At 62.4% G+C, this 21,800-nt stretch carries 22 protein-coding genes; 11 read left to right on the top strand and 11 right to left on the bottom strand.

Features of this window, described 5'->3' with window-relative positions:
- Genes BN2476_RS18865 through BN2476_RS48290 form a run of 8 tightly spaced genes read left to right on the top strand, consistent with a single transcriptional unit; the run spans position 1 to position 6,569 of the window.
- Positions 1 to 1,392 (top strand): type II and III secretion system protein family protein, encoded by a 1,392-nt coding sequence (locus BN2476_RS18865; RefSeq protein ID WP_087735682.1) that lies wholly within the window; start codon positions 1 to 3, stop codon positions 1,390 to 1,392.
- 5 nt (positions 1,393 to 1,397) lie between these two features.
- Positions 1,398 to 3,125, top strand: coding sequence for a TadA family conjugal transfer-associated ATPase (locus BN2476_RS18860; RefSeq protein WP_087735681.1), 1,728 nt, complete (start codon positions 1,398 to 1,400; stop codon positions 3,123 to 3,125).
- A gap of 10 nt (positions 3,126 to 3,135) precedes the next feature.
- On the top strand, positions 3,136 to 3,978 hold the full coding sequence (locus BN2476_RS18855; protein ID WP_087735680.1) for a type II secretion system F family protein: 843 nt from the start codon (positions 3,136 to 3,138) through the stop codon (positions 3,976 to 3,978).
- Between the two features lie 6 nt (positions 3,979 to 3,984).
- Positions 3,985 to 4,866 (top strand): type II secretion system F family protein, encoded by an 882-nt coding sequence (locus tag BN2476_RS18850; protein ID WP_087735679.1) that lies wholly within the window; start codon positions 3,985 to 3,987, stop codon positions 4,864 to 4,866.
- Entirely contained in the window at positions 4,863 to 5,213 is a 351-nt protein-coding gene (locus BN2476_RS18845) for a DUF192 domain-containing protein (protein ID WP_087735678.1), read from the top strand. Before BN2476_RS18850 ends, BN2476_RS18845 begins: the two co-directional genes overlap by 4 nt.
- Positions 5,213 to 5,992 (top strand): TadE family protein, encoded by a 780-nt coding sequence (locus BN2476_RS18840; protein ID WP_087735702.1) that lies wholly within the window; start codon positions 5,213 to 5,215, stop codon positions 5,990 to 5,992. Before BN2476_RS18845 ends, BN2476_RS18840 begins: the two co-directional genes overlap by 1 nt.
- Positions 5,992 to 6,249 carry a hypothetical protein gene (locus tag BN2476_RS48295; protein ID WP_235850878.1) on the top strand — a complete coding sequence of 86 codons (258 nt, stop codon included), beginning with the start codon at positions 5,992 to 5,994 and terminating at the stop codon, positions 6,247 to 6,249. Before BN2476_RS18840 ends, BN2476_RS48295 begins: the two co-directional genes overlap by 1 nt.
- Positions 6,249 to 6,569, top strand: a complete 321-nt coding sequence (locus tag BN2476_RS48290; RefSeq protein WP_235850877.1) for a lytic transglycosylase domain-containing protein — start codon at positions 6,249 to 6,251, stop codon at positions 6,567 to 6,569. Before BN2476_RS48295 ends, BN2476_RS48290 begins: the two co-directional genes overlap by 1 nt.
- Before the next feature lie 99 nt (positions 6,570 to 6,668).
- On the opposite strand, the gene BN2476_RS18830 is transcribed toward BN2476_RS48290, so the two are convergent.
- Positions 6,669 to 7,139 (bottom strand): VOC family protein, encoded by a 471-nt coding sequence (locus BN2476_RS18830; RefSeq protein ID WP_087735677.1) that lies wholly within the window; start codon positions 7,137 to 7,139, stop codon positions 6,669 to 6,671.
- A 203-nt stretch (positions 7,140 to 7,342) separates the two neighbouring features.
- Complete coding sequence (locus BN2476_RS18825) at positions 7,343 to 7,543, bottom strand: DUF2905 domain-containing protein (protein WP_087735676.1); 201 nt, start codon at positions 7,541 to 7,543, stop codon at positions 7,343 to 7,345.
- 320 nt (positions 7,544 to 7,863) lie between these two features.
- On the opposite strand from BN2476_RS18825, the gene BN2476_RS18820 reads away from it, so the two are divergent.
- The 3 genes from BN2476_RS18820 to BN2476_RS18810 are packed head-to-tail and all read left to right on the top strand — an operon-like array spanning position 7,864 to position 9,946.
- Complete coding sequence (locus BN2476_RS18820; protein WP_162849257.1) at positions 7,864 to 8,484, top strand: cytochrome b/b6 domain-containing protein; 621 nt, start codon at positions 7,864 to 7,866, stop codon at positions 8,482 to 8,484.
- A 3-nt stretch (positions 8,485 to 8,487) separates the two neighbouring features.
- Positions 8,488 to 9,282, top strand: coding sequence for a molybdopterin-dependent oxidoreductase (locus tag BN2476_RS18815; RefSeq protein ID WP_087735674.1), 795 nt, complete (start codon positions 8,488 to 8,490; stop codon positions 9,280 to 9,282).
- A gap of 49 nt (positions 9,283 to 9,331) precedes the next feature.
- A complete protein-coding gene (locus BN2476_RS18810; protein WP_087735673.1) occupies positions 9,332 to 9,946 on the top strand; it encodes a hypothetical protein in 615 nt (204 codons plus the stop codon).
- A 282-nt stretch (positions 9,947 to 10,228) separates the two neighbouring features.
- Here the strand turns inward: BN2476_RS18810 and BN2476_RS48285 are convergent, their stop codons facing one another.
- From BN2476_RS48285 to BN2476_RS18765, 9 genes are all read right to left on the bottom strand, one after another.
- Positions 10,229 to 10,711, bottom strand: coding sequence for a hypothetical protein (locus tag BN2476_RS48285; RefSeq protein ID WP_235850876.1), 483 nt, complete (start codon positions 10,709 to 10,711; stop codon positions 10,229 to 10,231).
- 184 nt (positions 10,712 to 10,895) lie between these two features.
- Positions 10,896 to 11,408: a hypothetical protein gene (locus tag BN2476_RS18800; RefSeq protein WP_087735701.1), complete on the bottom strand. Its 513-nt coding sequence runs from the start codon at positions 11,406 to 11,408 to the stop codon at positions 10,896 to 10,898.
- 719 nt (positions 11,409 to 12,127) lie between these two features.
- The gene (gene acnA, locus BN2476_RS18795) at positions 12,128 to 14,845 is read right to left on the bottom strand and encodes an aconitate hydratase AcnA (protein ID WP_087735671.1); all 2,718 of its coding nucleotides are present in this window, start codon (positions 14,843 to 14,845) and stop codon (positions 12,128 to 12,130) included.
- Positions 14,846 to 14,894: 49 nt separating this feature from the next.
- Positions 14,895 to 16,346: a bifunctional 2-methylcitrate dehydratase/aconitate hydratase gene (locus tag BN2476_RS18790; RefSeq protein ID WP_087735670.1), complete on the bottom strand. Its 1,452-nt coding sequence runs from the start codon at positions 16,344 to 16,346 to the stop codon at positions 14,895 to 14,897.
- 22 nt (positions 16,347 to 16,368) lie between these two features.
- Complete coding sequence (locus BN2476_RS18785; RefSeq protein WP_087735669.1) at positions 16,369 to 16,860, bottom strand: hypothetical protein; 492 nt, start codon at positions 16,858 to 16,860, stop codon at positions 16,369 to 16,371.
- A 101-nt stretch (positions 16,861 to 16,961) separates the two neighbouring features.
- Positions 16,962 to 18,137 (bottom strand): bifunctional 2-methylcitrate synthase/citrate synthase, encoded by a 1,176-nt coding sequence (gene prpC / locus BN2476_RS18780; protein WP_087735668.1) that lies wholly within the window; start codon positions 18,135 to 18,137, stop codon positions 16,962 to 16,964.
- A gap of 30 nt (positions 18,138 to 18,167) precedes the next feature.
- Positions 18,168 to 19,082 (bottom strand): methylisocitrate lyase, encoded by a 915-nt coding sequence (gene prpB / locus BN2476_RS18775; RefSeq protein WP_087735667.1) that lies wholly within the window; start codon positions 19,080 to 19,082, stop codon positions 18,168 to 18,170.
- The gene (locus tag BN2476_RS18770; protein ID WP_087735666.1) at positions 19,079 to 20,101 is read right to left on the bottom strand and encodes an HpcH/HpaI aldolase/citrate lyase family protein; all 1,023 of its coding nucleotides are present in this window, start codon (positions 20,099 to 20,101) and stop codon (positions 19,079 to 19,081) included. The genes prpB and BN2476_RS18770 overlap by 4 nt, the downstream gene beginning before the upstream one ends.
- Positions 20,102 to 20,327: 226 nt before the next feature.
- Positions 20,328 to 21,311 (bottom strand): malate dehydrogenase, encoded by a 984-nt coding sequence (locus tag BN2476_RS18765; RefSeq protein WP_087735665.1) that lies wholly within the window; start codon positions 21,309 to 21,311, stop codon positions 20,328 to 20,330.
- Positions 21,312 to 21,800: the final 489 nt, after the last annotated feature.

Genomic DNA, 21,800 nt, shown 5'->3' with positions numbered 1-21,800 from the left:
ATGAAAGCAGGTTTCTACTCGATGGCGCTGCGTCGCCGGATCGCCGGTTCGTTGCTGACGGGCTTGCTTGCCTTCGATGCTGGCTCTACACACGCATTTGGCGCGCAGCGCGACATCGCGCCATTGCCCGCGCACAACGGCGACGTGCTCGATCTCTACAAAGGCGAAGTTCGCATGCTCGACGTGCCGGGCACCGTCAAACGCATCGCGATCGGCAATGGCAAGCTGGTGACGGCGAATGTCGTCGATGGGCGCGTGATGCTGCTCGCCGAAAGCGCGGGCATGACGTCGCTCGTCGTGTGGAACGAGAAGGGCGTCGCGCTGCAAACGACGGTGCGCGTCGCAAAGGGCGATGTGGGCATGTCGGCGGCGCAGTTGCGCAGCGTGCTCGCGTCGGTGCCCGGCGTGCGCGTGCAGGAACTCGGGCCGAACATCGTGCTGTCGGGCAGCGTGCATCGCGACAGGGTGGCCGCCGTCAAAGCGGCCATCGCCGACATGTCGAACGTCATCGACACAACGACCATCGACGAAGGCGACGCACTCAAGAAAACCCTGCATTTCAAGGTGCAAATCATGGAAGTCACGCGCACGGGGCAGAAGGATATCGGCATTGCGTGGGACAGCCAGTTCGCGGGGCCGCAGGTGTCGGGACAAGGTCTTTTCGGCTCCGGCGCGACGAGCGGCGCGAACTTCTTCCTCGCAGGCATCGCATCGACGATCACGTCGCGCATCAACTTTGCGATCAACAACGGCGACGCATACATTCTCGCCGCGCCCGAGCTGAATACGAAGAGCGGCGGCACCGCGACGTTCCTCGCAGGCGGCGAAGTGCCGATTCCGAAGGCGGGCGCGCTCGGCACCACCGATGTCGAGTACAAGCCGTACGGCATCAGGCTCAACATCAAGCCCGTGGTCGACGCGAACGACATCATCTCGGCCACCGTGCAGACGGAGATCAGCCAGATCGATCCATCGGTTTCGTTTGGCGGCTTTCCTGGCTTTCTGACGCGCAGCGCCAGCTCGGACATTTCGTTGCGCGCGGGCGAGACGATCGCGATCTCGGGGCTCGTGAGCGCCGATGCGATGAACGCATCGGCGGGCATGCCGTATCTGGCGCGTCTGCCCATCATCGGGCAGCTGTTTCGCTCGGACAGCTTCCGCGCGAAGAACAGCGATCTCGTGATCTTCGTGACGCCGATGATCTCGGAGCCGTCGGGCGAACCGAACACGGGGCTGCTCGCGCGCGCGCAGCAAGGTGCGCAGCGTTATGGCGAACGCTACGGCGCGGCCAGTCCGCTTGCGCCCGATGCGCGCGCACATGAACGCGATACCGCACCCGCCGCGCCCGCCGCAACACCCGGCGATCAGGCGCCCGCTTACGAGGCTCATTGATCGAGATGCTGAAACTGCAAGTACAAGCGCGCAATGCGCCCGTTCGGATGGTGCATGTCGATGGCATGTGCACGATCGGCCGCGACGCGGCGTGCGATATCGTCATCAAGGGCATGCTGGTTGGCCGCACGCACGCTCGGATCGTGAAGGACTTCCACGCGTGGTATGTCGAAGACCACGGCGGCATCGTCGCGACGACGGTGAACGGCACGCCTGTCGTGCGTTACGGACCGCTTGCCGAAGGCGACCAGATCGAGATCGGCATGACGGTGCTGAAGGTTGCGGGGATGCAGATTCCGTCGGCTCACACAACGATGTCGCCATTGCCCGATGCCGAGGAAGCATCGAAGCCGCGCGTGCCGGAAGAAGCGGCGCCACGGCGCGAGCATGCCTCACGCGAAGTCTCGTCGACTTCCGCGCCGTCGCGCATGGCCGCGCCGCGCCTTGCGCCGATCAACAGCGCGGAAGGCATCGAGTTGCGCAAGCTCCTGCACATGAAGGTGATCGCGGCGCTCGACCTGCGCCGCCTGAACGTTGCGCGGATGGCGGACGACGAGTTGCGCACGACCGTCAGCGATGCGCTCGACGATTTGCTCGCGCGCGACGCGAGTTTTCATCACTCGGAGATTCCGCTGTCGGCGCTGAAGAAGAGCGTGTTCGACGAAATCATCGGGCTCGGTCCGCTCGAAGAACTGATCGCGGACCCGACGATTTCCGAGATCATGGTCAACCGCCACGACGAGATCTTCGTCGAACAGCAAGGACGCCTGACGCGTTCGCACGTCATCTTCACGGACGAGCGGGCCGTGCTGGGCGCGATCGAGCGGATCGTCGCGCCGATCGGCCGCCGCATCGACGAGAGTTCGCCGATGGTCGACGCGCGCCTGCGAGACGGCTCGCGTGTGAATGCCGTCATTCCGCCGCTCGCGTTGAAAGGGCCGAGCATGACGGTGCGCAAATTCCCGCAGCACAAGCTGCGCGGCGACGATCTGCTTGCGTTCGGCTCGCTGTCGCCGGCGATGCTCGCGTTCTTGCGCACGGCTGTCGAACATCGCGCGAACATCGTGATTTCGGGCGGCACCGGCTCGGGCAAGACCACGCTGCTCAACGTGCTGTCGGACTATATCCCCAACGAGGAACGCATCGTTACCGTCGAGGACGCGGCCGAACTGCAACTGTCGCAGCCGAATCTGGTGGCGCTCGAAACACGACCGCCGAACATGGAAGGCAAGGGCGCCGTCACGATACGCGAGCTGGTGCGCAACTGTCTGCGCATGCGGCCCGATCGCATCGTGGTCGGCGAATGCCGTGGCGGCGAGGCGCTCGACATGCTTCAGGCGATGAACACGGGCCACGACGGCTCGCTGACCACTGCGCACGCCAATTCGCCGCGCGATTGCATCGCGCGCCTCGAAGTGATGACGCTCATGGCGGGGCTCGAACTGCCCGTGCAGGCGATACGCGAGCAGGTGTGCGCGTCCGTCGACATCATCGTGCAGCAGACGCGCTTCTCGTGCGGAGCGCGGCGCGTGACGCACATCACGGAAGTGAGCGGCATCGAGTCGGGCGTGATCCAGTTGCAGGACGTGTTCGTGTTCAAAGAGGCGGGCCTCGACGAGAGCGGGCGGATTCGCGGGCAGTTCGTGCCGACTTCGTATATCCCCGACTTCTATCAGGATCTGATTCGCCGACGCATTCCCGTCGATACGTCGATCTTCACGCGCCACGAGTGAGGCCCAATCGATGAAGCTGTTTTTCGTGTTCGTGTTTTGCGGCGCGTCCGTCATCGTCTGGTCGATGGCGCGCGCCGCGCATCTCGTGCTCGCGAGAGGCGCGCGTCATCTTGCGAGCGAAGTCGAGCAGTCGCTGGCCGATGTGTTCGTGTTCGTCAATCGTCAGAAGGCGGCGACGGCGACCTTGCTCGCGATGGCCGCGCTGCCGGTGCTTGCGCTGATGCTGAGCGGCAGCGTTCTGTTCGCGCTCGCATCGCTGCCGCTCGCATGGCTCGTGCCGCGACGCGTGCTCGGATGGATGCGCGCGCGCCGCATCCGCACGCTCGAACGCCAGTTGCCCGACACGTTGCTGATGATGGCTGGCGCGCTGCGCGCGGGCGGCAGCTTCCCGATCGCGCTGGAGAGCGCGGTGCAGGAATCGGTGCCGCCCATTTCGCAGGAATTCGACCTGCTGCTGCGCGAGATCCGGCTCGGCATCGATCTCGACATCGCGATGCGCAACATCGAAAAACGCATACCTGTACCCGACTTCATGATGGTGACGGCCGCCGTGACCATCTCGCGCGAAGTGGGCGGCAATCTGGCGGACGCGCTCGAATCCGTGGCGCGCACGCTGCAAAGCAAGCTGCAGATGGAAGGCAAGATTCGCGCGCTGACATCGCAGGGGCGCATGCAGGGGATCGTGATGACGTGTCTGCCGCTCTTTCTGATGATGGTGTTGCGCGCGTTGGAGCCCGTCGCGATGGCGCCGCTGTTTACGACGCCCATCGGCTGGGGCACGCTCGCCGTGATCGCGGTGATGGAATGGCTCGGCTATCGGTCGATTGCGCGCATCGTGCGCATCGACGTGTAGACCGTGATGCGGCTCGTTCTATCTATCGTGATCGGCACCGGCTTCATGCTGGCGTGCGCGCTCGCGCTGCGATCGGCGAGTGCGCTGATGCGCGCCGTGCCGCATGAGGACCGCACGTGGCTCGATCCGTTGCCGCCGTTGCTGCGTTTCGTGTGGCCCGTCGTGAACTTTGTCGCGCATCACGTGGGGGCGCGCATCGGTGCGCGGCTGGTCGAGCGTATCGATGCAAAGCTGCGTCTCACGTCGCTGAACTTCCTGATGAACGCGCGGCAGTTTCTTGCGCTGTCGATTGTTTCGTCGATGAGCGCGTTGTTGTCGGCTCTTATCGTGATGTTCGCGAGCGGCCTGTTCTCATGGATCGCTTTGTTGCTGCCGATGAGCATCGGTTACTTCTATCCGCGCATCTGGATGCGCGATGTGCGGCGCAGGCACGTCGCGAACGTGCTGCGTCAGTTGCCCATTTATCTGGACTTTCTGACGCTTGCCGTCGAGGCGGGACTCAATATCAACGGCGCGATCCAGAAAGCCGTCGAGAAAGGTCCTGATGGACCCTTGCGCCGCGAACTGGAGCACGTGCTGCGCGACCTCAAATCGGGATTGAATCGAACCGATGCATTGCGACGTCTGGACGAACGTCAGCGTATCGGCGAAGTGTCGAATCTCGTGCGGACTATCGCGCAAGCGGAGCGGATGGGTTCGGGGCTCGCGAAGACGCTGCGCTTCCAGTCGGAGCAGCGCCGCGCGGAACGCTTCCAGCGCGCCGAGAAGCAGGCGATGGAAGCGCCCGTCAAGCTGGTGTTTCCGCTGCTCATGTTCATTTTCCCCGTGACGTTCATCGTGCTCGGCTTTCCGATTGCGATGAAGTTCATGCAGGAGGGCTTGCTATGAAACGTGCGCGACTGATTCATCGCGGCGAGGCGACGCGCGTCGCGCTCGACGTGGCCGAACACGCGCTCGAACGCATGCGTGGATTGCTCGGTCGCTCGTGCCTCGATGCGGCGCAAGCGTTGTGGCTCGAACCGTGCAATGCCGTGCATACGTTCGGCATGCGCTTTCCGATCGACGTGGTCTTTATCGACGATCGCAATTGCGTGCTGGCGATCCATCGGAACGTGCAACGCGCGCGCATGCTGTTTTGCTGGCGCGCGCGCAGCGTGCTGGAGATGAACGCGAATGCGGCGCATGTGTGCGGCATCTGTATCGGCGACAGGCTCGCTTGGAGGGCGCTGCCGTGATGCATGAATACGTGGACAAGCGGCGAGCGACGGGGCAGGCGATGACGGAATTTTTGATCGTCGCGCCGCTGCTGCTGTTCTTCGGTTCCGCGACCGTGCAGCTCGTGCTGCTGTATCAGGCGAAGTCCACGCTCGATGTCGCCGTGCTCGAAGCGGCGCGCGAAGGCGCGGTGAATCATGGATCGATGCAGGCGATGCAAGCGGGTCTCGCTCGCGGTCTCGCACCGTTGTACGCGCGGCATGCCGATGCGCCGGGCGTGCAGTCGGCCATGGTTGCGGCACGAAGCGCGGTGACGAATGCGGCGTCGATTGCGATTGTCAGCCCGACGGCGGCGATGACGCGTGACTTCGCGCGCACGCGCTTCTATCCCGACGAGGGCATCGCGCACGAAGAGATTCCGAACGACACGCTGATGTATCGCGATGCGTCGCCCGGCGCGGAGTCCGATGTGAATGTGCAGGATGCGAATCTGCTGAAGCTGCGCGTGCACTACTGCTTCGATCTGGTTGTGCCGCTCGTCAACAAGATCATGTACTACGCGACGAATGTGATCGGCAACGTCGCGGCGAATGGCCTGTTTTCGCGCGAGCCCGCTGATGCGAACGTCGATGCATATGGGTCGCCGCGACGGCCTGACCGCTTGTGCCGGACTACGCTCGTCGATGGATTGCTGAGCCAGCGTTGGCCGATTGCGCTGGAGTCGGAGGCGATCGTGCGGATGCAGTCGCCGTTTCGCGCGGACGCGGCCAACGATGCTGTTACTGTGACGGCGCGTTGATGCTGCGCGTCGTGTTGTTCGCGTTGTCCGTGGGTGTTGCGATGGGTGACGCTGACGAGGTGCGGGCGGCCGGACGCGTCGAGATGGTGATCGGCGGATTGAAGGGCCGCGATGCGGGCGGTCAGTCGCTGGTGATCGAACTGGATGCTTCGTTTGCAGCGCCGACGAGCGCTCGCGGTGCATTGTCGAAGGTGCTGGCGTGGACGCCGCTCGTCGATGACGTGCGCAGCGTGTCGGCGTCGACAAAGCGCTGCTGATGGCCGTCATCGATGTCGAGTCGGGTGGCAATCCATTTGCTGTGTCGCCGAAGGGCGCAATGGGCTTGATGCAATTGATGCCGCCGACAGGCAGGCAGCAGGGCGCGGACGATCTGTTCGATCCCGCGCAGAACCTTCTGGCGGGCGCGCGTTTGCTCGATGCGTTGCTTGCGACGTTCGGCGATGTGTCGCTGGCGCTCGCGGCGTATAACGCGGGCGAGGGCGCCGTGCGGAAGTTCGGCGGCGGGATTCCGCCGTATGCGGAGACGCGGCGCTATGTCGAGCGAGTGATGGGACGGGTGGGGTTTTATCAGCGGTAGTCGGCGCTTGCGGCTCGACCGTGTGTGATGAGCGTCGGCTAGAAGTGGGCAAAGCTGGCCGACGCCCTCTCTTGCACGCGATGTACAGGCCTTTTTTGGTTAGCCCGCCGTCCCTGCATAGGCGGCTTTCAACGCGGCGACATCGAATTTCACCATCGTCATCATCGTTTCCGCAACGCGCTTCGCCTTGACTGGATCGGGGTCTGCAATCATCGGGATGAGATCGTTTGGAACGATCTGCCACGAAACGCCGAAGCGGTCTTTCAGCCAGCCGCACGCGTCGGTCGAGCCGCCTTCGAGAAGGGCGTTCCAATAGCGGTCGAGCTCTGCCTGATCGTCGCAGTTGACCAGCAAGGATATCGAGTGGTTGAACGGATCGGGTTGCCCCGAGCTCATCGCGAAGAAGGGCTGCCCAAAGAGAACGAACTCGACGAGCTTCGTGGAACCGGCGCTCGGCACCCCAGTGACCCGGATCACACGCGAGTCCGGAAAGATACCCGCATAGAAAGCAGCGGCCTCCTCAGCTTCGTTGGAGTACCAGAGAAACGGCGTGATCTTTTGAATCTTCATGGCAAATCTCCTGTCAGTGTTGGCTCGATGCAAAGGCAAAACCGCATGCTGCCCTGGAGACGACGAACGAAGACTATCAAATTCGACACGCTGAGGAGAAGAGTTCCGCTTTGTTCGTCAGCGCTGGAGATGCGGGATGACCACGGCTGAGATGCTGTTCGTGGTCGCATTCCGCCGCGTGCTGTTCCGGCGCGAGGATGCGCTTAACGCCGCAAGAACCAGAGCAGCGCGGATACCACGATCGAAATCACGATGCACGTGACGATCGGGAAGTGAAGATCGAATCCGTCACGGACGATGTGGATGTCGCCAGGAAGCCGGCCGAACGGGATGCGCGCGAGCCACCGCCAGCCGAGGCCGGCGAGAAGGCACAGCACGCCGATAACGATGAGGAAACGGTTCATGGGGTGCGGGCGCTTGCGGTGGCCGATGGGGCATCGTAGGGACATCATAGGCGTTCCTGGGTGGGCACGCCGCATGCTGCATCGCCTGTGCGGCGGGACGGCGTTCCCGCGCGGTGCGCATCGCCATTGAAAGTCGATTGCAAGAAGAAAATTTTCAGGCACAACGGAATAACCGTCGATCAATCGCGTTAGCGCTTGTGTTCGGCAGCCTGACGATTGGAGCGCGGTTCGTTGTCCGATCCTGCTTGCGCCCTGTGCCGGCGCTGACAGTGTCCGCCTCGAAGGCTCCCGCGGCGCTGAAATGAATGCCACCAAACCGAATGAATGCCACCAAACCTGGAGTGATCTTGAGTCACAACATGGTTCAACCCGGATGGGTGCGGATTACGCACTGGATCAATGCTATCGCGGTCGTGCTGATGGTAATGAGCGGCTGGCAAATTTACGACGCGTCGCCGATCTTTCCCGCCATTCAGTTTCCACCTTCGATCACGCTTGGCGGCTGGCTCGCCGGAGCGCTGCTATGGCATTTCGCCGTGATGTGGCTGCTGGTCGCCAATTTCATCGTCTATTTCGCGCTGAATCTGGCGTCTGGACGTTTTCGACGCAAGCTGCTGCCTGTCGGGCCGAAACAGCTGGCCGCCGATCTGGTCGCTGCGCTGTGCGGGCGCCTGAGACACGACGACCTCGCGCACTACAACGCGGTGCAGAAGCTCGCCTATCTCGTCGTGATCGCCGACATCGTGCTGATCGTGTTGTCGGGGCTTGCCGTGTGGAAGTCGGTGCAGCTCCCGCTGCTGCGCACGCTGATGGGCGGATACGACAACGCGCGCGTGGTGCACTTCGTGTGCATGAGCGTACTGGTGGCGTTCTTCGTCATTCACGTCGCGATGGTCGCGCTCGTGCCGCGCTCGCTGCTGCTGATGATACGCGGACGGTAAATCATGACGATCCGAAAACGAACCGCGCAACAAGGCACCTTTCTCGCGACGCATGGCGAATCGATCATCCGTGACGCACAGCGCGAACTCAAATCGCCCGCGCGCCGCCTGTTCGGCCGGCGGCTGCTGACGCTAGGCGGGATCGCGCTGCTGTCCGGTTGCGATCTGACCAACGACAAGGCGGTGAATACCGCGCTGCGCCGCATCTCGTTCTTCAACGACGACGTGCAGGCGCTGCTGTTCGATCCGAACAAGCTGGCGCCCACGTATCCGGAATCGATGATCACGCGGCCGTTTCCGTTCAACGCGTTCTATGAGATGGACGATGTGCCCGAGGTCGATGCCGCGACCTACCGTCTGCAGGTCAGCGGCCTCGCGCGCGGCAAGCGTACATGGACGCTCGACGAACTGCGCGCGCTGCCGCAGGAAAGCCAGATCACGCGTCTTGTCTGCGTCGAAGGATGGAGCGCGATCGGTCGCTGGGGCGGCGTGCGTTTTTCCGAATTCCTGCGCCGCGCGGGTGCGGACACGACTGCAAAGTACGTGTCGCTGCATTGCGCGGACTACAACTACTGGACGAGCATCGACATGCCGACAGCGCTCCACGCGCAGACGCTGCTCACGCTGACCTACGACGGTGACGTGCTGCCGCCGAAGTATGGCTTCCCGATGAAGCTGCGTGTGCCGACCAAGCTCGGCTTCAAGAATCCCAAGCATATCGTCGCTATCGAAATCACGAACCAGTATCCGGGCGGCTATTGGGAGAACCAGGGCTACAACTGGTTCAGCGGCTCGTGAGGCAACGATGTTTTTCCTCCATCCTTCAATCATCAAGTTGGGAGCTTCTATGTCCTTCCGCATCAAACTTGGCGCAGCCTTTATGGCTGCTGCGCTCGCGAGCGCTGCTTTCGCGCAGGCGCCCGCCACGAAGCCCGCGCGCATCCGGGGCGAAATCGTCTCGCACGACGGTGAGACGCTCAAGGTCCATCGCCGCAGCGGCGATACTGTGTCGATCGATGTGAAGCCGGCTGCGAACGTTTCGGCTGTGAAGGCGGTCCAGCTATCGGATATCAAGCCGGGTACGTTTATCGGCACGGCTGCAACCACGGGCGCCGACGGCAAGCTGACAGCGACGGAAGTGGTGGTGTTCCCCGAGTCCGCGCGCGGCACGGGTGAAGGGCACTACGCGTGGGACCTGGGCCCGAAAAGCTCGATGACCAACGCGAACGTCGACACCGTCGTGCAGAGCACGAGCGGCCGGGATCTGAAGCTGTCGTACAAGGGCGGCAGCAACGTGGTGACGGTGCCGCCCAACGTGCCCGTCGTCACGTTCACGCCCGCGACGCAAAGCGACCTCATGCCAGGCAAGAAGGTGTTCGTGGTCGCAACGCCTGCGTCGCAGGGGACCTACGTTGCGCAGCGCGTCGTGGTCGAAAAGGACGGCGTGGTGCCGCCGATGTGAAGGCTGGGCTTTGCCTTGGAGAGGGCCACGCACGCCCGTGGCCTGCAGGTCCGTAATGTGAGTCGAGCAGCCGGTTGGATGACCATCTGAGCGCAAAGGGGGACGGCCGTAGATGGCCGTTCGCGACTGGTTGGTGATGTTGTCGTGTATCGATGCTGGGTCTTTCGGTTCCCAGTACCCACCGCTACAGTGGTACGTTTCCGCGCGCAACCAAAAGGCTTCATCGCAATGCCTTGCAGGTGTCCAACAAGCCACAACCAACGACCGCTGACCGGAAAGTGGTCATTGACGCTGACTTACCGTGACCGGGACGATTTTTTCCAGTTGGTCCAGCAACAGCTCCTTTTGCTGCTCCGGCAGCCTGACCAGACTGGGATACATGTTAATCAATGCGAGCCGTTGCGAAGACGACTTGGAGGGCAGCAGCATGAGCAACCCCGCCTTCTCACGGTCGGACAGCGATGACAGATGCGGTAGCGCGCGAAGTTGCACCATACTGGCAGACTCTACCGAAGGTACGGCAGCTTCGTCCGTCACGGCCGACGATGCCGATTTTGCCCCTGCTGGCGACGTGCTTTGCGCGACCGAGAGGCCCGGTCCCGACGAAGTTTGCTGCGGGGCTGCCATTGATGCTGGGGCGGAATCCCCTCCGCCGCATCCGGTAAGCAGCAGGCTGAACAGCAGCATCCACCGGGCATGCAAAAAATCGCGCGGTGCATGTGGGACATGCCGCACGCGGAAATTAAGGTGAACGTCTTGTGGCATGGCCACGCATCCGATGATTCAGGAAAAGCGGGCGTGGCACCGCATGAAATGACGGTACCAGCCGCCACCGATTGCAGACGTGCCAGCGGATGCTGGCACGCCCATCCCTACGGCGTAGAACGCTCTCGCTAATGTCGTGTTTCCCGCATCCGTCGAATGCGCCAAAGCCTGTGCTAAGTCACAATCAAGGAGCAACAAAACTGATACTGAAATACGGCCCGCTGAAGCCCACGAATGTGATCGTATATACGAAATTCGCGAGCTTTGGGCCTGCCACCAGCTGCTTGGTCCAGTTCCCGTTGGGGCAGGTGGCATCGGCTAGCAAGTCCTGGGCGGTCGGCGCCGCCACACTGACCGCCGGCACGGTGAGTTGCCCGTTCTTGGAAGCTGTCAGTTTTGTCGACGGAATAGCATCCGTGGTCTGCGTCTTCACATCGACGACCTGGCCGCCATGGTTTGTGCACTGCACGGTGCCTGTGTATGTCACTGAAAAATTCAAATTCGCGTTAGTGTGGCCGATCCCACCGATAGTGGCCCCGGTACAGCTGACATCCAGCGTAGCTTGATCTACGGTGCATGCCGGCTGGGCAGTTGAAAAATGTGCTCCGCTGGGCGCATTGGCGTCTTCGATGGTTTGGGCGGAAGCTGCGGGAGCGACCAGCACCGCAGCCAACGCAACTAAAGCCAGGTTCTTCATATTTGGCTCCAGGAATATCAATGGTAGGGTCTATTGAGAAATAACGCAGAAACGTTGAATAATGGGCCTCCTTTTTAAATAATAAAAATATCGAAGGCTGTTTATGACGACACGCCGGGCAGCAGTGGCGCAACGAGTCGGCCGAAGTATTGTTGGATTACTTAAATTCGGACAGAACAAGTTAACCATCGCGCCGCCCGCTTATATTGAGCGGGGCACGAGTGTTGGTATTGCCCGATGTAATGTCGACCAGTGATGAAGTGTTCTGAAGCAGTAACCTCCTAATTAGGATTGTTAGCTTCTTTAAGCTGTTCGAATGAAATATAGGTCACTGCGTTACTAAAAATTAATTTTTTAATCTTTTTTGATTTTTCCTATAAGGATGGTGTTATGGCAGAGCATTGCTACCCTTCCTATCTATACTTATTAATTTCGGTCTGCCTCAGGGTAGCGCGTGCAAGGTGAGAGGCAATGCCAATTTTGGTGTGCCTAAGCTTGTTGCCTCAAGCACCGGATCGCGATCCGGCACGCTGAGTGTCCGCTGGCCGGCCGACATCCGACGGTTGGCCGTCCGCCGGCGTCCCTTTGTACTAATGTCGCTTCTTGGCCCGCACCCAGACATTCCCCCATTCCCACAAACCAAAAAAAAGCCCGGCATAACCGGGCTCTCAAAAGTCACTGCGTCCTCAACGAGAACGCAGCACCTGCAAAGCAATGATTTACGCTGCGAGCAGCGAGCGCAGCACGAACGGCAGGATGCCGCCGTGCTTGTAGTAGTCGACTTCGATCGGCGTATCGATACGCAGCAGAACGGGGACGCGCTGCTCCGAACCGTCCTTGCGATGGATCACCAGCGTGACTTCCTGTTGCGGCTTGAAGTCGTCGCCGAGGCCTTCGACGTCGTACGTTTCTTCGCCCGTGATGTTCAGCGACTGGATGCTATCCGAGCCCTTGAACTGCAGCGGCAGAACACCCATGCCGACCAGGTTCGAACGGTGGATGCGCTCGAAGCTGCGCGCGACAACCGCCTTCACGCCCAGCAGTTGCGTGCCCTTCGCCGCCCAGTCGCGCGACGAGCCCGTGCCGTACTCTTCACCCGCGAACACGATGGTCGGCGTGCCGGCGTCGATGTACTTCATCGCTGCGTCGTAGATCGACAGCTGTTCGCCGCTCGGCTGGTGAATCGTCAGGCCGCCTTCGACGCGCGTGCCGTCTGCCTTCGCGGGGATCATCAGGTTCTTGATGCGGACGTTCGCGAACGTGCCGCGCATCATCACGTCGTGGTTGCCGCGGCGCGAGCCGTAGCTGTTGAAGTCGGCCTTCTGCACGCCGTTCGCCTTCAGCCACTTGCCCGCGGGCGAATCTTCCTTGATCGAGCCGGCCGGGCTGATGTGGTCGGTCGTGACCGAGTCACCGAAGATGCCCAGTGCGCGCGCGCCCTTCACGGCAGCGATGCTCGAAGCCGGCTCCATCGAGAAGTCCGAGCCGAAGAACGGCGGCTCGGCGATGTACGTCGACTTCGGCCAGTCGTAGACCTGGCCTTCTTCGCCTTCGATCTTGCTCCACAGATCACCCTTCTTCGTGAGCTGCGAGTAGTTCGTGCGGAAAGCGTCGGCGTCCAGTGCGTACTTCAGCAGCGCGTTGACTTCTTCGCTCGACGGCCAGATGTCGCCGAGGTAGATGTCCTTGCCGCCCTTGCCCTTGCCGACCGGCTCGGTCATCAGGTCGCGCGTGATGTTGCCCGCGATCGCGTAAGCGACGACCAGCGGCGGCGATGCGAGGAAGTTCGCGCGGATGTTCGGGTGAATACGCGCTTCGAAGTTGCGGTTGCCCGACAGCACGGCTGCCGCGACGATGTCGTTCTTCGTGATCGACTCGTTCAGTTCCGGCGTCAGATCGCCCGCATTGCCGATACAGGTCGTGCAGCCGTATGCAGCGAGCGTGAAGCCGAGCTTGTCGAGGTACGGCAGCAGGCCCGTCTTCGTCAGGTACTCGGTGACGATGCGCGATCCCGGAGCCAGCGACGTCTTGATGTGCGGCGCGACTTCCAGGCCGGCTTCGACAGCCTTCTTCGCCAGCAGGCCGGCCGCCAGCAGCACGCTCGGATTCGACGTGTTGGTGCACGACGTGATCGCGGCGATCAGGATGTCGCCGTTCTTCACGTTGACGCCGTTGCTCGTCGTGTATTGCGCGTTCAGGTCTTCAGCCTTCTTCGCGAAGCCGTTTTCGTTGACGGGCTTCGAGAACAGATCGGTGAACGTCGACTTGACGTTGGTGATCTCGATGCGGTCTTGCGGACGCTTCGGACCGGCCAGCGACGGCGCGACCGTGCCGAGATCGAGCGTGACGACCTTCGTGTAGTCGATGTCGCCTGCGTCGGGAATGCCGAACAGATCCTGCGCCTTGAAGTAGTTTTCGAAGGACGAGATTTCCGCGTCCGTGCGGCCCGTGCCCTTGAAGTAGTCGATCGTCTTTTCGTCGACGGGGAAGAAGCCCATCGTCGCGCCGTATTCCGGCGCCATGTTGCCGATCGTCGCGCGGTCCGGCAGCGACAGCGAGCGCGTGCCTTCGCCGAAGAACTCGACGAACTTGCCGACAACCTTTTCCTTACGCAGCAGCTCGGTGATGGTCAGCACGAGGTCCGTCGCCGTCACGCCTTCACGCAGCTTGCCCTTCAGGTGCACGCCGACGACATCCGGCGTCAGGAAGTACACCGGCTGGCCGAGCATGCCCGCTTCCGCTTCGATGCCGCCCACGCCCCAGCCGACCACGCCGATGCCGTTGATCATCGTCGTGTGGCTGTCCGTGCCGACGAGCGTGTCCGGGTAGTACACGGTGTCGCCGTTGTCAGCCTTCTTGTGCACGCCGCGTGCGAGGTACTCGAGGTTCACCTGGTGAACGATGCCGACGCCCGGCGGCACGACCTTGAACGTGTCGAATGCCTGCATGCCCCACTTCATGAACTGGTAGCGCTCGTTGTTGCGCTGGAATTCCAGCTTCATGTTCAGGTCCAGCGCGCCCTTCTCGCGGAAGTGGTCGATCTGCACCGAGTGGTCGACGACGAGATCCACGGGAACCAGCGGCTCGATCGACTTCGGGTTCTTGCCCGCGCGCTGTGCGACGCCGCGCATTGCCGCGATGTCGGCGAGCAGCGGCACGCCCGTGAAGTCCTGCAGCACGACGCGCGCGACGACGAACGGAATTTCATCGACGCGTGCAGCCGTCGGCTTCCAGTTCGCGAGCTGCTCGATGTGTTCTTCCGAGATCTTCTTGCCGTCGTAGTTACGCAGCACCGATTCCAGCACGAGGCGGATCGAAACCGGCAGGCGGTCGATCTTGACGTTCAGTGCCTTACCGAGCTGCGGCAGCGAATAGAACTTGCCTTTGCCGGAACCGCTGTCGAATTCCTTGAGCGTTTTGTGGAGGTTGTGGGCCATGGTAATTGTCCTGGGGTTTCGAGGAAATGACGTTGCTACGTTTCTGAACTCAAATGACGTACAGATCGACGTATTCATTGACCGGCATCGCTTCTAGCTTTGCCTTGTCCAGCGACACATCGAGGATCGCTTGTTGTTGCTTCGCCGGAAAGCGCCGCGCGAGGTTCGTCCTGAACTTCTCGACCAGCAGCGGGATGCCTTCGGCGCGGCGACGCTTGTGACCGATCGGATATTCGACGACTACTTCGTCGAACTTCGATCCGTCGGTGAACTCGACCGTCAGCGCATTCGCAATCGAGCGCTTGTCCGGGTCGTGATAATCCTTCGTGAACTGCGGGTCTTCGACGCATTCCATCTTGTTGCGCAGCGCGTCGATGCGCGGGTCCTGCGCGACTGCGTCTTCGTAATCGGCGGCCGTCAGGCGCCCAAAAATGAGCGGCACGGCGATCATGTACTGGATGCAGTGATCGCGGTCGGCGGGATTGTCGAGCGGCCCTTTCTTGTCGATGATGCGGATCGCCGCTTCATGCGTGCGAATCGTGATCTTCGCGATGTCTTCGATACGCTTGCCGCTCGCGATCATCTGCTCGTGCAGCGTCATCGCCGCTTCGGCGGCCGTCTGTGCGTGGAATTCGGCGGGGAACGAGATCTTGAAGAGCACGTTCTCCATCACATACCAGCCGTACGGGCGCTGGAATTTAAACGGCTGCCCTTTGAAGAGCACGTCGTAGAAGCCCCACGTCTTTGCCGTCAGCACTGACGGGTAGCCCATTTCACCCGTCTTCGCGATCAACGCGAGACGCACCGCGCGCGACGTCGCGTCGCCGGCTGCCCAGGACTTGCGCGAGCCCGTGTTCGGCGCATGGCGGTACGTGCGCAGCGCATGTCCATCGACGAACGCCTGCGAGACTGCGTTGATGAGCTCATCGCGCGTCAGCCCCAGCAACTGGCCGACCACTGCCGTCGAAGCGAGCTTCACGAGCAGCACATGGTCGAGGCCGACCTTGTTGAACGAGTTTTCGAGCGCGATGCAGCCTTGAATTTCGTGCGCCTTGATCATCGCGATCAGGACGTCTTTCATCACGAGCGGCTTCTTGCCGTTCGCGATCGCGGTGCGCGAGAGCCAGTCGGCCGTCGCGAGAATGCCGCCGAGGTTGTCGGACGGATGGCCCCATTCGGCCGCAAGCCAGGTGTCGTTGAAGTCGAGCCAGCGGATCATCGCGCCGATGTTGAACGCGGCTTGCACTGGGTCCAGCTGGAACTGCGTGCCCGGCACCTTTGCGCCGTTCGGGACGATCGTGCCCGGCACGAGCGGTCCCATCAGCTTGGTACAGGCAGGGTAGGACAGGGCCTCGAGTCCGCAGCCGAGCGTGTCGATGAGGCAGTTGCGCGCGGTCTCCAGCGCGAGATCGCTCTCGAGCTTTTCATTCAGCACATAGTCGACGATATCGACCAGTACTGTGTCCGGTTTTGGGCGGACGTTGGAGATCGGTGCGGACATCGAGGTTTCCTGGTTCGCCCGCTTACTGGGCCTTGTTGATGGCGTTCGACTGCGTCGGAGCCGGCGAGCCTTGCACCATGGCCGCCGTCTTGCACTCGTCGGCAAGGCGCGAGCTGTCCTTGTCCGAGAACAGCATCGCCTTGGTCGGGATCACGACGAGGTCCATGCCGCTTGCGGCGTCGTGGAAGCGGTCTGCGCCAGTCGTCGTCGCTTCACGCGGCAGGTTGTAGTTCTTGTTGGCCCAGTGGACGGTCACGATCTGGTCGCGCTTCATGTCGCCCTTCAGGTCGAACGCGAGACCCTCGTTGCACGACCACTTCTCCGAACCTTCCGGCACGGGATCGACCTTCGCTTCCTTGGCAGGATTGGCCTTGCGCTTGAACAGGCGCTTCGGCTGCGGTGCCTTCGGCTTGGCGTGGGTCGTCGTCGTCGATTGTGCGAACGCGCTGGGCGCCGTCACCAGCAGCGTCGAGGACAGAGCGCCAATAACGGTAGCGATCAGCAGTTTTTTCATGGGAGAGAACCTTTCTATCGAATGTCAAAGTTTAAACAGTGCACGGCCGCAACATCGCAACCGCCGGGGGCTGTACGCACCCCCGGAGCGCACAGCGGACGCTATTTTCTCCTATTTAGCGCCACGAATTTCAAATTCTCCGGACCCGTGTAGTTCGCGCTCGGCCGAATGATCTTGTTGTCGATGCGCTGTTCGATGATGTGCGCGGCCCAGCCGGACGTGCGCGAAATCACGAACAGCGGCGTGAACATTGCCGTCGGCACGCCCATCATGTGATACGACACCGCGCTGAACCAGTCGAGGTTCGGGAACATCTTCTTGACGTCCCGCATGACCGTCTCGAGCCGCTCGGCGATGTCGAACATCTTCATGTTCGACGCTTCCTTCGACAGCTTCTTCGCCACGTCCTTGATCACCTTGTTGCGCGGATCGGAGATCGTGTACACCGGGTGGCCGAAGCCGGTCACGACTTCCTTGTTCTCGACGCGGCGGCGGATGTCGGCTTCTGCTTCATCCGGCGTCTGGTAGCGCGACTGGATCTCGAACGCGGCCTCGTTCGCGCCGCCGTGCTTCGGCCCGCGCAGCGCGCCGATCGCGCCCGTGACGGCTGAATAGATGTCCGAGCCCGTGCCCGCGATCACGCGGCCCGTGAACGTCGACGCGTTGAATTCGTGCTCCGCGTACAGGTTCAGCGACACGTGCATCGCGTCGACCCACGACTTCGACGGCTCCACGCCGTGCAGCAGATGCAGGAAGTGGCCGCCGATCGAATCGTCGTCGGTTTCGACTTCGATCCGCTTGCCGTTGTGCGAATAGTGATACCAGTACAGCAGCATCGAGCCGAGCGAGGCCATCAGCTTGTCGGCGATGTCGCGCGCGCCCGCGAGATTGTGATCGTCCTTCTCCGGCAGCACCGTGCCCAGCGCGGAGACGCCCGTGCGCATCACGTCCATCGGATGCGCGGCGGCGGGAATCCATTCGAGCACGGCCTTCACGTTCGCGGGCAGCCCGCGCAACGCTTTCAGCTTCGTCTTGTACGCAGCGAGTTCGGCGACGTTCGGCAGCTTGCCGTGCACGAGCAGATACGCGACCTCTTCGAATTCGCACGCGCCCGCGATGTCGAGAATGTCGTAGCCGCGATAGTGCAGGTCGTTGCCCGTCTTGCCGACCGTGCACAGCGCGGTGTTGCCCGCCGTCACGCCCGACAGGGCCACGGATTTCTTCGGCTTGAAGCCGCTTGTCGTTTCGGGTGCAGCCGCTTGCGTCGTATCGCTCATGCCAGAGGTCTCCTTGAGGTGCCGCTTGCGTTAGTCGTCTTGCCCGTTTTTCTGCGCGTTCTGGCTGAACAGCGCGTCGAGCTTCTGCTCGTACGCGTGATAGCCGATGCGGTCGTACAGTTCGGCCCGCGTCTGCATCGTCTCGACGACGGCCTTTTGCGTGCCGTCGCGGCGGATGGCCGTGTAAACGTTTTCAGCGGCCTTGTTCATCGCGCGGAACGCCGACAGCGGATACAGCACCAGCGACACGTCCGCGCCGCGCAGTTCTTCGACGGTAAAGAGCGGCGTCGCCCCGAACTCGGTGATGTTCGCGAGGATGGGCACCTTCACGGCCTGCGCGAACTGCTTGTACATGCCGAGCTCCGTCATCGCTTCGGGGAAGATCATGTCCGCGCCCGCTTCGACGCATGCCGCCGCGCGGTCGATGGCCGACTGCAAGCCTTCGACGGCGAGCGCATCCGTGCGCGCCATGATGACGAAGTTCGAATCGGTGCGCGCGTCGACGGCTGCCTTGATGCGGTCGACCATTTCCGCTTGCGACACGATCGCCTTGCCCGGCCGGTGTCCGCAGCGTTTCGCGCCGACCTGGTCTTCGATGTGCATCGCGCCCGCGCCCGCTTTCGTGAGCGCCTTCACGGTGCGCGCGATGTTGAACGCCGACGGGCCGAAGCCCGTATCGACATCGACGAGCAGCGGCAGATCGCATACGTCGGTGATGCGGCGCACGTCGGTCAACACGTCGTCGAGCGTCGAAATGCCGAGATCGGGCAAGCCCAGCGAGCCGGCCGCGACACCGCCGCCCGACACGTAGATCGCCTTGAAGCCCGCGCGTTGCGCGAGCAGCGCGTGATTCGCGTTGATCGCGCCGACGATCTGCAACGGCTTTTCGGCGGCCACGGCCGCGCGAAACGCGGCGCCCGCGGACGGTTGTGCGGTCGTGCTCATGATGCGGACTCCTTCGTCGCGGGCATGTCGTTCGGCCCGAAAAGCGGCGCGGCTTCGGCGGGCACCGCGCGGCCCGTCGAGCGGGCGCGGCGCAGCACCGACCAGTAATAGCGATAGCTCGCGCGATCGTGCAGCGAGTCGCGATGGCGCGTCGGGCCCCATTGCGTCGATTGCGCGGCGAGCAGGATCTCCGTCGCCGTCGCGATCTCTTCGTCGCGCGGCGCAAAGGCCGACACGATCGCAGGAATCTGCGCGGGGTGAATGCTCCACATGCGCGTGTAGCCGAATTCGTTGCGGGCACGCAGCGCATCGTTCGCGACCACGTCCATATCGCGCACTTCCGTCGATACGTTGTGCGACGGCACCTTGCCATGCGCATGACAAGCCGCCGAAATCTCGAGCTTCGCGCGCCGCACGAGGGGGTGATCGAACTGGCCCGGCGAGCGCATCGCGCTGTCGGGAATCGCGCCGTCATGCGCGGACACGAAGTCCATCAGGCCGAAGCTCAGTGCCTCGACGCCCGGCAGTGCGGCGAGATCGAACACGCGCGCGAGCGCGCCGTGCGTTTCGATCAGCAAATGGACGGGGACGGGCTTCGCGATGCCAAGCTCGCGCCGCGTGGCCTCGATGAACGCGCACATTTCGGCGGCATCGGGCACGTTGCGGATTTTCGGCAGCGTGATGTAGGCAGGGGCGCCCTTTGCGGCGCGCAGGATGAGGCGCACGTCGTCGCGCCAGTGCGCGTGGTTGAAATCGTGAATGCGCACGCCGACGCGGCCGAACCGGTCGTGCTCGCCACCGACGAGCGATGCGACGAGCTCGGCATGCTCCGCCTCTCGGCCCACTTGCGCGCCGTCTTCGCAATCGAGCGTGACATCGAAGACAGGCCCGAGCTGCTGCTGCAACGCGAGCGATTTGAGCATCAGCTTTTCGCTGCCCGCGTAGTGATCGCAGGCAGGCAGCACAGCAGGCGGCGCTTCGCCGTCAAACAGGACTTCGGCGGGAGTCAGTGCGCGCATTGTCGGCGTCGGGAGCGTGTTTGAAAATTCTGATTCGGACGCGTTCTGTCCGTTTTCGGCCCGCGTCGAAGCAGGTCGAACAGGCGGATGAATCAAAACGCGTTCGGATCAGTTGCGATCTGCCGCATGCCGTCTGCCGCGCAGAGCGTCATGCAAGAGATCGGACGTAAAAAACCGGAACCCGCCGCGCTGCAACGGAGTCCCGGTTCGTGTCTGCATCCGGCGATTAGCCGAGCAGGTGCTGAACGCCGTCGCGCTCTTCGAGCAGCTCGTTCAGCGTGTTGTCCATCTTCTCGCGCGAGAACGCGTCGATCGACAGGCCTTCGACACGCTTGTACTCGCCGTTTTCGCACGTCACGGCCACGCCGTAGACGATGTCTTCGGGGATGCCGTACGAGCCGTCCGACGGAATGCCCATCGTCACCCACTTGCCGTTCGTACCGAGCACCCAGTCACGCACGTGGTCGATCGCCGCGTTGGCCGCCGAAGCCGCCGACGACAGGCCGCGCGCTTCGATGATCGCCGCGCCGCGCTTGCCGACCGTCGGGATGAACGTGTTGCGATTCCATTCGTCGTCGTTGATCAGCTTCGTCAGGTCCTTGCCCTCGGCCGTTGCGACGCGGAAGTCCGGGTACATCGTCGGCGAGTGGTTGCCCCACACGACGAGTTTTTCGATCGACGAAACGGGCTTGCCCGACTTCGCGGCGAGTTGCGACAGCGCGCGGTTGTGGTCGAGGCGCAGCATGGCCGTGAAGTTCTTCTTCGGCAGATCGGGTGCCGACTTCATTGCGATGTACGCGTTCGTGTTCGCCGGGTTGCCGACGACCAGCACCTTCACGTCGCGGCTAGCGACTTCGTTCAGCGCCTTGCCCTGAACCGTGAAGATTTCGGCGTTCGCCGACAGCAGGTCTTTGCGCTCCATGCCTTTCGAACGCGGACGCGCGCCGACCAGCAGTGCGACGTCGGCATCCTTGAACGCGACCTTGGGATCGTCAGTCACCACGACACCCGCGAGCAGCGGGAACGCGCAGTCTTCGAGTTCCATCACGACGCCTTTGACGGCGGCTTGCGCTTGCGGCAGGTCCAGCAACTGCAGGATGACCGGCTGGTCCTTGCCGAGCATGTCGCCATTGGCGATACGGAACAGCAGGGAGTAACCGATTTGACCTGCGGCGCCAGTGACGGCAACGCGCTTTGCGGGCTTAGCCATTGAGAAATCTCCAGGACGATGCGTTGAACGCTAGGGAAAACGCCATTCTATATGCGCGTTACGCGAAGCGTGGTTTAAGCACGGCGAATTCGCTGCGCGAGCCTTGCGGGCGTTCACGAGAAGGCCAGAAGGCACGCCGCCGGCGAAACCGCCATGCCGGATAATCGATGCTGCCGAGCGCGGGGAACGGGGGATGCTGGCGAGGCTCGCCTCGCGGCGATGCCGGACGTGACCGCTGCATGGCGCGGGCTCCTGCAAACAGCGCGTTTCGGCGGGCATTGACGGCGCATGCCGGGCAATGCAGGGCGAAGCGAAACCTGGACTGCGTGAGGGAACGGCGTGATGCAGGGTGGCCTTCAGTGCATCACGCTGTTGACACGAAGCGCTGTCAAAAATGCGTGGCACTACCCGCAAACCCTTGCTCGACAAGGAGTGTAGGATTCGGGGCGCACAAAGTCAACAGTATCTTATGTCTTATATAAGACATAA

Source organism: Paraburkholderia piptadeniae (assembly GCF_900007165.1).
In the GTDB taxonomy this organism is placed as follows: Bacteria; Pseudomonadota; Gammaproteobacteria; order Burkholderiales; family Burkholderiaceae; genus Paraburkholderia; species Paraburkholderia piptadeniae.
Note: the sequence above shows the minus strand (reverse complement) of the source record. Positions and strands in the feature narration are given on the sequence as shown.

Excerpts from the sequence above, each read along its gene's own strand:
- BN2476_RS48295 (WP_235850878.1), top strand. The coding sequence starts at position 5,992 with ATGCTGCGCGTCGTGTTGTTCGCGTTGTCCGTGGGTGTTGCGATGGGT.
- BN2476_RS48290 (WP_235850877.1), top strand. The coding sequence starts at position 6,249 with ATGGCCGTCATCGATGTCGAGTCGGGTGGCAATCCATTTGCTGTGTCG.
- BN2476_RS18820 (WP_162849257.1), top strand. The coding sequence starts at position 7,864 with ATGAATGCCACCAAACCTGGAGTGATCTTGAGTCACAACATGGTTCAA.
- BN2476_RS18770 (WP_087735666.1), bottom strand. The coding sequence starts at position 20,101 with ATGCGCGCACTGACTCCCGCCGAAGTCCTGTTTGACGGCGAAGCGCCG.
- prpC (WP_087735668.1), bottom strand. The coding sequence starts at position 18,137 with ATGAGCGATACGACGCAAGCGGCTGCACCCGAAACGACAAGCGGCTTC.
- prpB (WP_087735667.1), bottom strand. The coding sequence starts at position 19,082 with ATGAGCACGACCGCACAACCGTCCGCGGGCGCCGCGTTTCGCGCGGCC.
- BN2476_RS18865 (WP_087735682.1), top strand. The coding sequence starts at position 1 with ATGAAAGCAGGTTTCTACTCGATGGCGCTGCGTCGCCGGATCGCCGGT.
- BN2476_RS18785 (WP_087735669.1), bottom strand. The coding sequence starts at position 16,860 with ATGAAAAAACTGCTGATCGCTACCGTTATTGGCGCTCTGTCCTCGACG.
- BN2476_RS18765 (WP_087735665.1), bottom strand. The coding sequence starts at position 21,311 with ATGGCTAAGCCCGCAAAGCGCGTTGCCGTCACTGGCGCCGCAGGTCAA.
- BN2476_RS18855 (WP_087735680.1), top strand. The coding sequence starts at position 3,136 with ATGAAGCTGTTTTTCGTGTTCGTGTTTTGCGGCGCGTCCGTCATCGTC.
- BN2476_RS48285 (WP_235850876.1), bottom strand. The coding sequence starts at position 10,711 with ATGCCACAAGACGTTCACCTTAATTTCCGCGTGCGGCATGTCCCACAT.
- BN2476_RS18850 (WP_087735679.1), top strand. The coding sequence starts at position 3,985 with ATGCGGCTCGTTCTATCTATCGTGATCGGCACCGGCTTCATGCTGGCG.
- BN2476_RS18830 (WP_087735677.1), bottom strand. The coding sequence starts at position 7,139 with ATGAAGATTCAAAAGATCACGCCGTTTCTCTGGTACTCCAACGAAGCT.
- BN2476_RS18840 (WP_087735702.1), top strand. The coding sequence starts at position 5,213 with ATGCATGAATACGTGGACAAGCGGCGAGCGACGGGGCAGGCGATGACG.
- BN2476_RS18845 (WP_087735678.1), top strand. The coding sequence starts at position 4,863 with ATGAAACGTGCGCGACTGATTCATCGCGGCGAGGCGACGCGCGTCGCG.
- BN2476_RS18790 (WP_087735670.1), bottom strand. The coding sequence starts at position 16,346 with ATGTCCGCACCGATCTCCAACGTCCGCCCAAAACCGGACACAGTACTG.
- BN2476_RS18825 (WP_087735676.1), bottom strand. The coding sequence starts at position 7,543 with ATGAACCGTTTCCTCATCGTTATCGGCGTGCTGTGCCTTCTCGCCGGC.
- BN2476_RS18815 (WP_087735674.1), top strand. The coding sequence starts at position 8,488 with ATGACGATCCGAAAACGAACCGCGCAACAAGGCACCTTTCTCGCGACG.
- BN2476_RS18800 (WP_087735701.1), bottom strand. The coding sequence starts at position 11,408 with ATGAAGAACCTGGCTTTAGTTGCGTTGGCTGCGGTGCTGGTCGCTCCC.
- BN2476_RS18860 (WP_087735681.1), top strand. The coding sequence starts at position 1,398 with ATGCTGAAACTGCAAGTACAAGCGCGCAATGCGCCCGTTCGGATGGTG.
- acnA (WP_087735671.1), bottom strand. The coding sequence starts at position 14,845 with ATGGCCCACAACCTCCACAAAACGCTCAAGGAATTCGACAGCGGTTCC.
- BN2476_RS18810 (WP_087735673.1), top strand. The coding sequence starts at position 9,332 with ATGTCCTTCCGCATCAAACTTGGCGCAGCCTTTATGGCTGCTGCGCTC.